This is a genomic window from uncultured Campylobacter sp. (assembly GCF_938045625.1).
Classification (GTDB): domain Bacteria; phylum Campylobacterota; class Campylobacteria; order Campylobacterales; family Campylobacteraceae; genus Campylobacter_A.
The window spans coordinates 1-13,710 of record NZ_CALIAV010000005.1; the positions used below are offsets into that span (position 1 = coordinate 1).

A 13,710-nucleotide genomic window follows, 5' to 3' on the forward strand; every position below is an offset into this window, starting at 1 on the left:
TACTAGCAGCAGGTGGATTTTGCCGCGACGTATTCTTTAGACAAGTCCAAGATCCATCTATCTTGCCTACTACGGATAGCACCAATCACCCTGGCGCAACAGCAGGCGCTATGAAAGAGGCATTTAGAATCGGCGCTACACCTGTTCAGCTAAGCTGGATACAATTCGGTCCATGGGCATGCCCTGATGAAAAAGGATTCGGCGTAGGCTCTATGTTTAACGTAAACGGAAGCTTCCGCTACGGAATTTCAGTAGATCCAAGAACCGGAAAGCGCTATATGAACGAGCTAGCGGACCGCCGCACCCGCTCTCAAGCTATGTTTAAAGTAATCGACGCAAAAGCCGATATCTATCCTATCAACTTCTGCGATAGTGATGGCGTAAAAAATATGGTCATACCTGAGCACTACACTAAACCGCTGGAATCTGGCGTACTAAAGAAATTTGAAACCCTAGACGAGCTAGCCGCAGCTTATAAAATCCCTGCTGCAGAGCTAAAAAAGACTGTCGAGAGATACAATAGCTTCGTTAAATCAGGCAAAGACGAAGACTTTGGCAAACCTATGGATAAAACCACCACAAACGGCGTAGATATCTCTAAAGCTCCATTCTACGCTATGCGCGGTACGCCAAAACTTCACCATACTATGGGCGGTATCGATATCAATACCAAAGCTCAGGTTATCTCATTGCAAACCGAGATGCCTATCCCAAGATTATTTGCCGCAGGCGAGATCACCGGCGGCGTACACGGAGCTAGCCGCTTAGGTAGCGTGGCGATTGCTGACTGCTTAACGTTTGGTATGATAGCCGGCGAGAATATAGGCTAATTTGCGGCGTCTTTCGGACGCTTTTTGCGGGTTTCGTTAAAATTTGACTCGATAGGCTACATGCCTTATCTTCGTCAAATTTTAACTTCAAAACCCCAAAAATCGCCTCGAAATACTTGCAAATCTTATTTTGTATCGCGGGTCAAATTTGGTCTGCGATACTTTTAAATTTAAAGCATAAAATTTACCAAATTTCAAAATCAAATTTTGCTGTGTAAAATTTGATTCCACATCATCTTTCTTAACCCAAATTTCGCTACAATCTCTCAAATTTTATCAAAGCTAGGAGCTAAATTTGCAAAATACTCAAAAATCCAAAATCCGCTGCGACTGGGCGGAGAAAAGCGAGCTGGAGCGCGTATATCACGACCGGGAGTGAGGCAAGCTCATAAAAGACGATGCGAAATTTTTCGAGCTCATCGTGCTTGAGGGCTTTCAGGCTGGCATCTCATGGCATGCCGTGCTGCTTAAACGCGAGGCGATGCGAGCGGCATTTGATGGATTTGACGCGCGTAAAATTTCGCTCTACGGCGAGGAGCAGACGGCAAAATTTATGCAAAATCCAGCACTCATCAAAAACCGCCTGAAGCTAAACTCGCTTGCCGCAAACGCCCGCGCATTCCTCGCCGTCGTAAGCGAGTTTGGCAGCTTTTACGACTATCTTTGGGGCTATCTTTTGCCTAAATTTGATCCCAAATTTGACGGCAAGCCCATCGTAAATCACTACGAAAACATAAAACAAGTCCCCGCTACCACGCCGCTTGCAGAGTTTATCGCAAAAGAGATGAAAAAGCGCGGATTTAAATTTCTAGGACCCACGAGCGTCTATGCGTTTTTGCAAAGCGCGGGCGTAGTGGACGATCATCTGGATGCTTGCTTTTGCAAAGGATGCAGATGATGTTCGCGCAGAAGCGAGTTTTTGATTGCATTGAGGAGAAATTTGGCGCGCAGGGCGAGCGGGTGTTTGACAAACACCCGGAATTTGCCGTGTTTCGCCACGCAAAAAACCGAAAATGGTTCGCCGTTTTTATGCGCGTAGACGGCGGCAAGCTGGGGCTTAAAAGCGCAGAGGAGCTAGAGATACTAAATCTAAAATGCAAGCCCGATCTGGCAGCGATTTTGCGCGACGGCGATCAAATTTTGCCAGCCTATCATATGAATAAAAAGCACTGGATCAGCGTAAATTTAAGCTCCAAAATCGCACCCGAGCAGGTAGAGGATCTGATCGACCTTAGCTTTGAGCTAACGCGCTAAAACGCTCGTAGTAAACAGCTCTTTTCACTGCTAAATTTGACGATCGGGAAGCGTACTAAGCGCTAGTTGGCGGATGCGTAAAATCTCCTAATTTTACCGACGATTCTCTAGCTTACTTTACGTGCGCCTCTTTACGCTTGCGGCCTTATGTAAAGCCTGCTAAAATCCGCATAAATTTCATCTTTTCAGCATCTCAAAATTTCATTTTCGCTAAAATCGGGCTAATAAATTTAAGTAAAAATCGTGCAAACTTCGAGCATGGTGAATACAAAAAATACGCGCGACGTATTTTTGCCGAGATTTGCAAGAACGACAAGCGTTATCTATTGCGCCGCAGGCGACGTAAATATAAATACTTTAAGAATTTACAAGGAAAACGAGTGGAAAATTTAAAACAAGGAAATTTTAACCAAGCAAGCGGGCTTCACCGCACGTTAGAGGCGGGCGGGGCGTCAAATTTCGGTCGCGAAAATTTAGCGCAGTCAAATTTAAGCGGACAAGCGACCCATGCCGACGAAAGAGAGCGCGCAAGGGAGCGAATAGCCGAGCGCAAAAAGGTCCATTTCATCGGTATCGGCGGTATCGGCATCTCGGCGATCGCGCGGTTTTTGCACGAAAAGGGATTCATCATCAGCGGTAGCGACATCAAAGAAAGCCCGACCACGCGCGAGCTAGCAGCGCAGAGCATCGACGTCATCACGCCGCACAGCAAGGCCGCGATCAGGGATCAGGACTTCGTCATCTACTCGGCCGCGATAAAGCCGGATAACATCGAGCTCGTCGAAGCGCGAAGTAAAGGCTTGCAGTGCCTATCGCGCAAAGAGGCGCTGCCGATGGTACTTGAAGGTAAGCGCGTATTTTCGGTGGCAGGCGCGCACGGTAAAAGCACGACCTCGGCGATGCTCTCTAGTCTCGTGGAGGGCTCCGTTATCATCGGCGCGATAGCTAAGCAGTTTGGCTCAAATATGAAATACGAACCCTGCGACAACGTTATTTTCGAAGCCGACGAGAGCGATAGCAGTTTTCTCAACTCAAACCCGTATCTAGCCGTCGTGACCAACGCCGAGCCCGAGCACATGGAGCACTACGGCTATGATTTAGAGAAATTTCACGCGGCGTATCGCGGATTTTTAGAGCGAGCCAAGGTGCGCGTGATAAACGCCGAGGACGAGTTTTTGGGCACGCTAAAGCTCGACGCCGTACGCCTTTATCCGAGCACCGATATCACCGAGCTTAGCATGATCGTGCGCGATTTCGTGCCTTATACTGCGTTTAATCTAAAAAATTTAGGCAAATTTGAAGTGCTTGGCATGGGCGAGCACATCGCCGTGGACGCGTCGCTTGCGATCTTGGCCGCGCTAAATGAAACCTCACTGGCGCAAATCAGGCAAAATTTGCTAAATTTTAAAGGCATCAAAAAGCGCTTCGATATCCTCACTGCTAGCAGGAAATTCGTACTCATCGACGACTACGCGCACCATCCGACTGAGATCAAAGCCACTTTGCAATCGGTCTTTGAGTACGCCAAGCTACTGGGCATCACAAAGATCACGGTGATATTTCAGCCGCACAGATTTACGCGCCTAAGCGCAAATTTAGAGGCCTTTAAGGAGTGTTTTGAGGGCATAGACGAGCTAGTTATCCTGCCTGTTTACGCAGCGGGCGAGGCGTCCATAGATATAAATTTAAAAGAGGAGTTCAAGCGCTACAACCCAGTGATGACGCAAAAAGTCGCGCGCGAGGGCGAGGGGATAGTCTTTACGGATGAGTTTGGCGTGAAAAACTTGCTCGATGACGGCTTAGTGATCGGCTTTGGCGCGGGCGACATCACATATCAGCTCCGAGGCGACGTATGAGGGTCATAATCGTACTTTTAGGCGTACTTGCCGCGATCGCAATATTTAGCGTGAGTGACGAAAAGCTAAGTAAAAAGGCGAAATTTATCATCACTTTTTCGGTTATTTTTGTCGCGGCGGCGCTGTATTTTTACGAGACCAGGCTAGAAAGCGAGCAGGGCAAAAGGCTGGAACTGGTCGCGCTTTTTAACCAAGGCAAAACCCTAAAATGCGGGAATTTCGACGTAAATAACACTAAATTTAACTATGAGTTTGGTACGTCCTCCTTTGTCGCAAAACGCGCGGCAAAGGAGCTAAACAGCGTCAAGATCGCGCTTGATGGTTGCGAATTTAAAGGCGAATAATTGCGAAATTTTAAAGATAATCAAAATTTGACCCAAGGCGGCGTTTGGGGGGCAAACGGGCACGAAAATAACGTCTCGCGCGAGCAAAGAAACGGCGATATTTCAGACACCGTGGCGCACCGAGAGCAAAAAGAATTTACAAACGCGGAAGGCTTTGAGCGGCTTATAAAAATTTTAGACCTGCAAGGCTATATGGAGCGGTTTAACTCCTTTTTAGCGCGCCCAAAGCCGCTTTTTATGGCGGGCGACAGCAGGCTGCATTATGAGAAAATTTTAGAACTCTCGCAAAAGCAGTTTGATCCGCCCTCGTCCGCTCAAAACCTAGACGATGCGCTCATTCGCCTTAGTAAGCAAGCCACGCTGCACGTGAGCGAGATTTTTGAGTTTGCTAAGATTATTAGCTACTTTACCTACCTAAAAACGCTCAAATTTGAAGGCAAACTAGGCGAGTGGCTCGCTAAAATCGAGATCCCGCAGCCGATGTTAAAGCTCGCAAACTCATTTGACAAAAACGGCGAGCTAAAAGACGAAGTGGACGAGCGCCTAGGCGGTATCAGAGACGCCTTTAGCGCCAAAAGAGCGCAAATAGACGCCGATCTGCGCCGCCTCATCTACTCAAAATCCATCACGCCATACCTTGTCGATACGCAGGTGCACTACATCAGTTCGGTCGAGGCGCTACTCGTGCGAGGCGGCTTTAACCACGTGCTAAAGGGCACGGTCGTAGCTAGAAGCTCGGGCGGATACTTCTACGTCGCGCCCGAAAACATCCAAAAGCTCAAAAAAGAGCAAAGCGAGCTGCTGGATAAAAAAGAAGAAATCGTCTATGAACACTGCAAAATTTTTAGCTCCGCGATGCACAAGGCCTTACCGTTTTTAAAATTTATAAACGGCGCGTTTGACGTATTTGACGCCTACTGCGCGCGAGTTTTTACGGCTAAAAGCGCGGATTTCGAGTTCGTGCTTCCAGGCGGCGGCTCAAATTTAAAGCTGGCAAATTTCGCTCACCCCGCGCTAAAAAATCCAAAAAGTATCAGCATAGACTTTAGCAAAAAGGTGCTGTTAATTACGGGCGTAAACGCGGGCGGTAAATCGATGCTTTTAAAATCGCTGATAGCGGCGGCCTTTCTAGCTAAATATCTGTTGCCGATGCGCATAAACGCGCAAAATTCGCAGATCGGAAATTTTAAAGAATTTGACGCCATCATCGAGGATCCGCAAAACGTGAAAAATGACATCTCGACTTTTGCCGGGCGTATGGTGCATTTTTCCAAGCTTTTTACGAAGAAAAATCTACTCATCGGAGTCGATGAGATCGAGCTGGGAACGGACTTTGAGGAGGCGGCGAGCCTGTATGGCGTGATGATCGAGCGGCTGATGGGACAGGATATCAAGATGATCATCACCACCCACCACAAGCGCCTTGCTATGCTGCTAGCCAAAAACCCCGACGTAGAGCTCGTCGCTGCGCTATACGACGAGGAAAACTCGCGGCCTAAATTTGAGTTTTTAAAAGGTACGATCGGCAAATCATACGCCTTTGAGACCGCGGCTAGATACGGCATCGCGGCAAATTTGGTCGCGCAGGCGAAAAAAATCTACGGCGAGGACAAAGAAAATCTAAACGAAATCATCACAAAGACGTTAAATTTAGAGGTGCAGCTCAAAGAAAAGCTCGAAAGCGCGGAGAAAAAAGAGCAAAAGCTAGACTCGCTAATCGAAAATTTAAAAGAGCAAAAAGAGCGCGCCGAGGCTGAGCAGCACGAGGTTATAACGCGGCTAGAGCGGGAGTATTTTAAGGCGATAAACGAGGCTAGACGCGCGATAAATCTAGACGACACAAAAGAAAAACAGCGCGCCCTAAACCGCGCGAACGAGGCTAAACGCGCCGTGCAAAAGCCTGAAATCTCCGCCCCGCCTGAGCTAAAGGTCGGCGACCGCGTAAAATACGGCAAGATAAAGGGCGTCGTCTCAAGTCTGGGCAAAAACGACGCCGTGATACAAACGGATAACGTGAGTATGCGCGTGCCGATAAATCAGCTAAAAATCAGCGGCGAAACGCCCGCTCCGCCTAAAAAATCAGGCATAAATCTAAGCGTGCAAAAGCCGCAAAACGCCAGCGTCACGCTCGATCTACACGGACTGCGCGCGGACGAAGCGGTGCAAAAACTGGATAAATTTATCTCAGATAGCCTAGTGATGGGCTTTGACGAGGTGCAGGTGTATCACGGCATCGGTACGGGCAAGCTCGCCTACGCGGTCAAAAATTTCTTGCGCGAACATCCGAGCGTGAAGGAGTTTTTTGACGCGCCGGCGGGGCAGGGGGGATTTGGAGCGCAGATAGTGCGATTGTGAGTTCGGAGATTGGCGGCTTGTCTCGCGAGCGCTTTTGCGGATTTTGTTAAAATTTGACTCGATAGGCTACATGCCTTATCTTCGTCAAATTTTAACTTCAAAACCCCAAAAATCATCTCGCGATACTTCGCCTTATCGTTTTACGTTCAAATTTGAAGTCAAATTTGCAAATTTCGGCTCCAAATTTTACCCACCGAGACCCGTATCTTGAAAATACAAATTTAAATTTGCGACGCTTTGCGTCAGCAAAGCAATGTCGCCACCTCTAACGTGCAGTGGGGTTGGAGAGGGTTTGGGAGAGAGGAAGGGGCGACGCTTCGTAAGTAGAACCCCTTCCTCTCCCTAAGAAAAGAGAAAGGTAGATACAAAAGGGAGATCTTTTGCTTCGGCTTTGCCTCGCAACTGCTTATTGAAAAGCTGCGAACGCAAAGCGTGAAGCAGAGCAGAGCCCAATTTAAACCCCACGCTCTTTACAATAAAGTAAAAAACCTAACCTGCAATCCTAAATTTAACCAAACCAAATTTAGCATCTTAAGGGTGCAGGTCTCGGCGAGTAAAATTCCAAATTCCCAAGTCAAATTTGCATGCTTCATTAAAAATTAAATCCGCTTTTTGCGTCAAATTTAATGACCTCAAACCTTTCAAATTTAGGTAAAATCCAAAATACAAAAATCAAAAAGGATGAAGATGAACGCGTTTTTGCAGGGGTTGCTGCTGGGTTTTAGCGCGGCGGTACCGCTAGGGCCCGTAAACGTGATGATAATGAGCGCGGCAGTAAGGTCGTTTTGGGCGGCATTTGCTATCGGGCTTGGCGCTATGAGCGCGGACGTGGCATATCTGCTACTTTTAGCGTTTGGCGTGCTTGAGTATTTGCAGGGCGAAACGGTAGAAAAAATCATCGGGATTTTTGGATTTTGTTATCTAGCCTACATCTCCTACGCCATATTTAAAAACGCAAACAAGCCTATAATGGCGGACGCGTTGGACACCGAGGCCAAATTTAGCAAAAACTATGCAAAAGGCCTTTTTGTCACGCTTGCAAACCCGTACACCGTTGGATTTTGGCTCAGCGTGGCCGGCTTTGCCAAAAGCTTTGAAAACGCAAGCGCAGTCGTGGCGGGGCTAGTCGCGGCGATATTTATCTGGATCGTTTCGATGCCGTTTGCCGTACATAAAAGCGCCAAATTTGTCTCGCAAAACGTCGCAAAATGGCTAAACTACGTGTGCGCGGTCATTTTGCTGGGGTTTGCTTTCTTTTTACTTTATAAACTATTTTTATAAAATTTAGCTTTTATAATTAACTTAAGTAAATAATGATAAAATGAGAGTAATTTTTTTAAAGAAGTTTTATGCAAAATTTAGATTTTAAAAAGTCGATGACGCAGTTTATCGTCCTGCCGATCGCCGTACTTGTGATCTGCTCGTGTCTGGCTATGGGTTTTATATTTTATAAAAAACTACAAGACTCCTCCAACTATATCTCAAACATCGATATACAGAGTAAGGTAGAGTCTTATATGAACATATTGCAAATGATTTATAAAGACGTGGCAAAGCGCGATGTAGAGGAGTTTCAAAGATATAGCGAATTAGCAAAATCTATCCCTTCGTGGATGGTGAAGCAAACAGGCGAAAAAAACGAACTCATCATCCTAGCTAGCTCGCAACAACCAAGCTTAATCGGGGAAAATTTGCCCTATAAATTTTGCGGTATGGACGCCAATGCACACGCAGAGTTAGCTCGCAACGGCGTCTATAAAAGTATAAAACTAATCCCAGACAATAAAGCCGAGATCTGCTATTTTAAAAATATAGACGGCGCGATAATAGGCTACAATATGGTTCAAGGCGTTAAAATTTCCGGTTTTGACGATCCGCTTTTTGCGCAGTGGTTTATCGTAAATATGAAAAATACATTTATCGTAACGAGCGTAATGGTGCTTATTTGTATTTTTCAATATTTGCTTTTTTATAGAAGTATAAGAAATAATCAAGTCTCCCTAATGAAAACTAATGCCAAGCTCGTAGCCAATAATGCCGAGATGCAAAAGCGGCTTTATAGAGATTCTCTTACGGGTTTGCCTAATAAAACAGCTCTGGAGCGTGATCTGGAGGCGATGAAAAGCCCTAAAATCATCATTGTGGATATCGACGAATTTAGAAAAATGAATAACTACTTCGGTACTGCAGTTTGCGACAGAATTTTAGTACGAATGACGCAAATTTCGCAAAAATTCGCAGATGATAATAATATGACGGTGTACCGAGTGGGACCGGATCAGTTTGCATTTATCGAGGATGCGGCGTTTTTTATCGATAGGTATGAGGATTTAGCTACCGAACTTTTGGATAATATCAAAGGCCTAGTCGTCGATATCACCGCACTTGACGGCGAGCAAAGTGAGATAGAGATACACTGCACGGTGGGCTTTGCGCTTGATGAGACCGATACGTTTAAAAAGGCGATGGTGGCGCTTGAGTTTGCCAAACAAAGCGGAAAGGACTATTTTTGCTACTTTAAAAACATCGACGATACGCCGCAATACGCCGAGCAAATCACTCGCTCAAATATGATACGAAACGCTATCATAAACGATAGGATCGTGCCGTTTTATCAACCGATATTTAATAAAGAAAAGCAAATCGTAAAGCACGAAACTCTAATCCGCATCCAAAACAGTAACGAAACCATCTCTCCAAGCGTCTTTTTGGAGGTTTCAAAGCGCATCAAACGCTATACAGATATTGAAAAAATGTTGATCGAAAAAAGCTTTAAACTAATCGCCGATAGGCCCGACGCCGTAATCTCTGTAAATTTATCCGGGCGCGATATGACCGACGGCGACGTAAGCGTGTTTATCATCGAAAAATTAAATAAATACAAAGTTGCCGGACGCGTGATATTTGAAATACTAGAGGATGAAAACATCGAAAATATCGAGCGTATCGGAACATTTATCGAGCGCGTGCGCAGGATGGGCGTAAAGATCGCTATAGACGACTTTGGCTCTGGCTATAGTAACTTCTCTTACATCCTAAAACTAAAGCCCGACTACATAAAAATCGACGGCTCCATCATAAAAAATATCGATACGAGCGAGGACTCTCGCGCAATAGCGGGCGCCATCATCGCCTTTGCTAAAAAGCTTGATATCACGGTAATAGCCGAATTTGTCCGCTCAAAAGAGGTGTTTGATACATGCGTAGAGCTTGGCGTGGACGAGTTTCAGGGCTTTTATCTAGGAGAGCCTAGAGACAGCCTTTATGAGGATTAAAATTTAACTGCAGCGCTATTTTGTCGGAGGCTTTAATCTTTTGCTGTATTGTAAATTAGCTTTGATTTTTTGATGAATTATCGCCGATTTTTATATCATTTTAACTTTTAATAAAAACAATAATGTCTCTTGCGGAAATTTTAAAGCGGACCGGTTTTTGTAAATAAACTACCAAGTAAAGATTTATACAATGAAATCTCGTTGAGATAATTGCCGAATTTACGCACTTGACACGCTTTAGGGCCTGCTTCATTAACTTTTGCAATTATTTATGGATCAATTGCTTTCTTGTGTTTGTTCTAAGTTTGGTTTAGACTTTTGTTTTTGCGACAACGGCGTCAAATTTGACTTTAATTTTTATTGGGTTTTGGCGCTTCTTGTTTGATTACGAAAAAAGCATCATATCGCGCAAGGATAAGATTTGTCTATGCGCCCAAAAATAAGTATAATTGGTTTTTGTAGTTTGGCTTGCGAGCTTTGTATGGTTTAAATTTTATCAAGATTGATCACCGAGTATTGTGATTAAAAACTATCAAATTTCAAGATATTTTTTGCAGAAATAAAAAAGCTAAATTTAGCGACCTGCATCGTAAAGACGCAGGTTAATTCGACTTACAAATTTAGCTTAAATTTGCGCTTTGATTTTTTCGTAAAGCGATAAAATTTCGTCTTTTTTGATGATAAAGCTATTTTTATTTGCGATGAGGTGCGCAGAGCTATGCATGATGGTCTCGGCGACTCTGAGTCCGTTTTGCTTCATCGTCGTGCCCGTTTCCACGACGTCCACGATAGCGTCGGCTAGCCCGACCAGCGGTGCTAACTCGATCGAGCCGTATAGTTTGATGATCTTTAGCGCGGTGGCCTTTGCGGCAAAATAGTTGCGCGAGATGTGCGGCATTTTAGTGGCGATCTTTAGTTCTGGCGCGTTTAAATTTAACTCCTCGCCCTCTTTGATACCCACGCAGACGCGGCATTTGCCGATCTTTAGATCAAGTAGGCGCACGACGTCGGGGCGATGCTCTTCAAGTACGTCAAGGCCCACCACGCCGATATCTGCAGCGCCGTTTACGACATAGGTCGGGATATCTTGGTTGCGAACCATTAGAAATTTAAAATCGCCCTCGCTCATCAACAGTTTTCTATCCTCAAACTCAAACGAGCTTTGAAAAATTTTCCTAAAAATCGCGAGCGTTTCGTCGGCGATGCGGCCTTTTGGCAAAGCAACCGTTAGCATAAGATGTCCTTTTTTTGTTCGATTAGTTTTTGCATCCCACGAAATACGAGCATGCGGTCGTAGATACTCGTGGTAAAAAAGCGCGATAAAAACTCGCCGTCGCCGCCCGTGAAGTAGATTTTCGAGCCGTTTGCCATATTTTCTATGAGAAGCAGGATCGGTTTGATGATGCCGTAGCTTACCGCGTCGGCCGTTTTTTGCGGGAGTGCATCGAGGTCGATTTGCGAATTTAGCGAGATTTTAAGTCTGGACGAAATAGTTTCGCAAGCTTTTAAAAGGTGCGAGATGCCGGGCATTATTATGCCGCCAAGATGCATAGAGTCCATCATAACGTCCATAGTTATCGCACTACCGGCGTCGATGATGAGGCCGTTTTTTACGGCATAGCAGCTAGCCACGCGATCGATACCAAGGCCTTTATAGATAGTATCTAGTTCAAAATAGGGCTCCAAATTTACGAATCTGGGCGAATTTTGCAACCTTTTGGTTACTTCGTCGTTTACGCTGATAAAATAAATCTTCTCATCGCTTCTAAAATATTTAAAATTTTCAAGCTTGATTTTGGTGATTTTGCCGTCCTCAAAAAAGGTGGCGTTAGTATTGCCTACGTCACATAGAGTCATATTTGTAGCCGTTTTCTTTCATCAAATTTACGGTTTTTGAGCAGATATCCGAGCTATAAAAAATAGCCTTTTTCTTAAAATTTATACCCGTTTGCTCGGCGATTTTGCTGGCTATTTCGTTGATTGTTTCAAACTCTTTGCTTAAAAATCTAGCCTTTGCGCTGCGAAAAAACAAAAGCGTATAAAAGCCCTTCATATCAACGCCCGTGAGTGCGGCAAGGGTCTTTTTTTTAGTAAATTTATCAAGCTCCGTCCAGCTTAAATTTTTTAAGATAATCTTTTTGGCTTCCAGAACTTGATAAATTTCTTGTTTCGTCATTTAAGCTCTAAACTGTAATCGTCGTAGTAAAATTCTTTTACACCGGCGAAAATTTGACTCTCGACCTCGTCTGAAAGCTCGTAAATTTTGGCATTGTCAAGCGCTAGATCTGTCTTTATGAGATATCCTGTTTTTTCCATTATATAAAGCGAGCCGTTATAGACGGTGGCGCTTGAAAAGATGGCGAATTTAAAATATGCGTCTTTGATTTGTTTCAAATTTAGGTCGCTAAGCACGATTTTGCCGTCTTTTAGCAAGATATATATATATTCGCCGTTTATGACGATGTCTTTGATCTCGCCGTTATAATAAACCGTTTTTTCGGGATTTATCGAGACTATACGTTTGCCAGTGGCAGCTATCATCGTGTCGTTTACGACGTTGAGCGAGATGATGTTGTTAAAAAACTGCTCGCTACTCACGACCACGTCACGTAAAATTCGGCCTTGGTTTTTATCCGCGATCATGATCTTTCCGTCAAGCGTAGGAAATATAACGAGCGAGCTCATAAATAACGGCGCAGCGACGCGAGAGTCCTGGGCGTAGACGTTTGAGCTTTCAAACTCTAGCAAAGTATCGTTTGTTGCAATGTCGATGAGATATATGACATTGCCCGCGCTTAAAAGGGCTAGTTTATTATCTTCTAGAGCGGCTGAAACGATTGCTTCATTGAAGCTTCTTTGAAATAAAATTTCGTTTGAGCTGTTTGCAACGATCAAATTTCCATCCAAATCGGAGCTGATAAATTTACCGTCGGCGGAATTTAACAAGGTTGCACCCTTTGGCAGCTTTATCTCGGGCGAGAGTAGGCCGTTTTTAGTTATCGCCATACCGTTTTTTAGCACCGCTCCGTTTATGCTCGCCGTCGCGATGCTCGCCGGCAGCCTGTTTTCTGAAATTTTTTCATTTTGCACATCGGTCGGTTCGAAATACTGCCTTTTTGTACTGCATCCGCCGAGTACCGCGACGCAGAGTGCAGCCGCTAAAATAGCTTGAAATTTTCTCATTTTGCATTTCCTTGATAGTGTTCTAAATTTTTGACGATGGATTGAAGCTGAGAATTTAAAGGAACCTTTTTAAATTCGTTTTTTGCTTCGTCGATTTTATTTTCTTTCATTAGCTCATACCCTCTAACAACGGCCTTATATGAAGTCAAAATTTGACCGCTAGGCTCGTTTATCTGGGATTTTACAATATCTTTTAAAAGCGGATCTATTTGCTCGTTTGCTAGCGATTTTAGCGCGTCTGTGTCGTTGTTGTCAACCGCTCTTTTAAACTCGTAAAGCGCGTAAAGCGAGGCGTCTTTTTGTTTTAGTTCGGCTTTTGCTTGCTCGTCTTTTGGATTAAGTATCAGTTTTGCATATGCGGCGTTTGCGGCTTTAAACTCTTTTTCTTTCAAAGCGCCGTTTATATAGTATCCCGCCGCGCCGATCACGCCTAAGGCGAGCGCACCGATGATAATTTTTTTATATTTTTTAAAAAATCTTTCGCTTTTGATTATGTTTTCTAAAAATTGTTCTTGAGTATTTAACTCTTCCTTTATAGAATCAATATCATCTTTGATGGCCAAGTTTGTTCCTTAAATTTTAGTTATTGAAAGTTCGTAATTGTAGCATAATA

12 protein-coding genes and 1 pseudogene are annotated in these 13,710 nt (G+C 44.5%); 8 read left to right on the forward strand and 5 right to left on the reverse strand.

The features are described 5' to 3' along the window. From Q0386_RS00310 to Q0386_RS00345, 8 genes and pseudogenes are all read left to right on the forward strand, one after another. On the forward strand, positions 1-830 hold an 830-nt coding region (locus tag Q0386_RS00310), incomplete at its 5' end, for an FAD-binding protein (RefSeq protein ID WP_299025462.1). A gap of 295 nt (positions 831-1,125) precedes the next feature. Further along, a pseudogene (locus Q0386_RS00315) lies at positions 1,126-1,728 on the forward strand (DNA-3-methyladenine glycosylase I). Further along, on the forward strand, positions 1,725-2,084 hold the full coding sequence (locus tag Q0386_RS00320) for an MmcQ/YjbR family DNA-binding protein (protein ID WP_299025465.1): 360 nt from the start codon (positions 1,725-1,727) through the stop codon (positions 2,082-2,084). Before Q0386_RS00315 ends, Q0386_RS00320 begins: the two are co-directional and overlap by 4 nt. A 539-nt stretch (positions 2,085-2,623) precedes the next feature. After that, complete coding sequence (gene murC / locus Q0386_RS00325) at positions 2,624-3,940, forward strand: UDP-N-acetylmuramate--L-alanine ligase (protein WP_299025547.1); 1,317 nt, start codon at positions 2,624-2,626, stop codon at positions 3,938-3,940. Next, positions 3,937-4,284, forward strand: coding sequence for a hypothetical protein (locus tag Q0386_RS00330; protein WP_009493428.1), 348 nt, complete (start codon positions 3,937-3,939; stop codon positions 4,282-4,284). The genes murC and Q0386_RS00330 overlap by 4 nt, the downstream gene beginning before the upstream one ends. Continuing rightward, positions 4,285-6,639: an endonuclease MutS2 gene (locus tag Q0386_RS00335; RefSeq protein ID WP_299025470.1), complete on the forward strand. Its 2,355-nt coding sequence runs from the start codon at positions 4,285-4,287 to the stop codon at positions 6,637-6,639. A 687-nt stretch (positions 6,640-7,326) separates the two neighbouring features. Beyond that, the gene (locus Q0386_RS00340; RefSeq protein WP_299025473.1) at positions 7,327-7,920 is read left to right on the forward strand and encodes a LysE family transporter; all 594 of its coding nucleotides are present in this window, start codon (positions 7,327-7,329) and stop codon (positions 7,918-7,920) included. Positions 7,921-7,988: 68 nt separating this feature from the next. Then, on the forward strand, positions 7,989-9,914 hold the full coding sequence (locus tag Q0386_RS00345) for an EAL domain-containing protein (RefSeq protein ID WP_299025476.1): 1,926 nt from the start codon (positions 7,989-7,991) through the stop codon (positions 9,912-9,914). A 625-nt stretch (positions 9,915-10,539) separates the two neighbouring features. Here Q0386_RS00345 and hisG read toward each other — a convergent pair. The 5 genes from hisG to Q0386_RS00370 are packed head-to-tail and all read right to left on the reverse strand — an operon-like array spanning position 10,540 to position 13,660. Further along, positions 10,540-11,148, reverse strand: coding sequence for an ATP phosphoribosyltransferase (gene hisG, locus Q0386_RS00350; protein WP_002948222.1), 609 nt, complete (start codon positions 11,146-11,148; stop codon positions 10,540-10,542). Further along, positions 11,142-11,771 (reverse strand): type III pantothenate kinase, encoded by a 630-nt coding sequence (locus tag Q0386_RS00355; protein ID WP_299025480.1) that lies wholly within the window; start codon positions 11,769-11,771, stop codon positions 11,142-11,144. Before Q0386_RS00355 ends, hisG begins: the two co-directional genes overlap by 7 nt. Further along, positions 11,758-12,090, reverse strand: a complete 333-nt coding sequence (locus Q0386_RS00360; protein ID WP_299025483.1) for a hypothetical protein — start codon at positions 12,088-12,090, stop codon at positions 11,758-11,760. Before Q0386_RS00360 ends, Q0386_RS00355 begins: the two co-directional genes overlap by 14 nt. Next, positions 12,087-13,097 carry an L-seryl-tRNA selenium transferase gene (locus Q0386_RS00365; protein ID WP_299025486.1) on the reverse strand — a complete coding sequence of 337 codons (1,011 nt, stop codon included), beginning with the start codon at positions 13,095-13,097 and terminating at the stop codon, positions 12,087-12,089. Before Q0386_RS00365 ends, Q0386_RS00360 begins: the two co-directional genes overlap by 4 nt. Further along, the gene (locus Q0386_RS00370) at positions 13,094-13,660 is read right to left on the reverse strand and encodes a hypothetical protein (RefSeq protein ID WP_299025489.1); all 567 of its coding nucleotides are present in this window, start codon (positions 13,658-13,660) and stop codon (positions 13,094-13,096) included. Before Q0386_RS00370 ends, Q0386_RS00365 begins: the two co-directional genes overlap by 4 nt. Between the last annotated feature and the right edge of the window lie 50 nt (positions 13,661-13,710).

Coding starts and splice junctions, on each gene's coding strand:
- Q0386_RS00330 (WP_009493428.1), top strand. CDS start 3,937: ATGAGGGTCATAATCGTACTTTTAGGCGTACTTGCCGCGATCGCAATA.
- Q0386_RS00345 (WP_299025476.1), top strand. CDS start 7,989: ATGCAAAATTTAGATTTTAAAAAGTCGATGACGCAGTTTATCGTCCTG.
- Q0386_RS00365 (WP_299025486.1), bottom strand. CDS start 13,097: ATGAGAAAATTTCAAGCTATTTTAGCGGCTGCACTCTGCGTCGCGGTA.
- Q0386_RS00355 (WP_299025480.1), bottom strand. CDS start 11,771: ATGACTCTATGTGACGTAGGCAATACTAACGCCACCTTTTTTGAGGAC.
- hisG (WP_002948222.1), bottom strand. CDS start 11,148: ATGCTAACGGTTGCTTTGCCAAAAGGCCGCATCGCCGACGAAACGCTC.
- Q0386_RS00360 (WP_299025483.1), bottom strand. CDS start 12,090: ATGACGAAACAAGAAATTTATCAAGTTCTGGAAGCCAAAAAGATTATC.
- Q0386_RS00340 (WP_299025473.1), top strand. CDS start 7,327: ATGAACGCGTTTTTGCAGGGGTTGCTGCTGGGTTTTAGCGCGGCGGTA.
- Q0386_RS00320 (WP_299025465.1), top strand. CDS start 1,725: ATGATGTTCGCGCAGAAGCGAGTTTTTGATTGCATTGAGGAGAAATTT.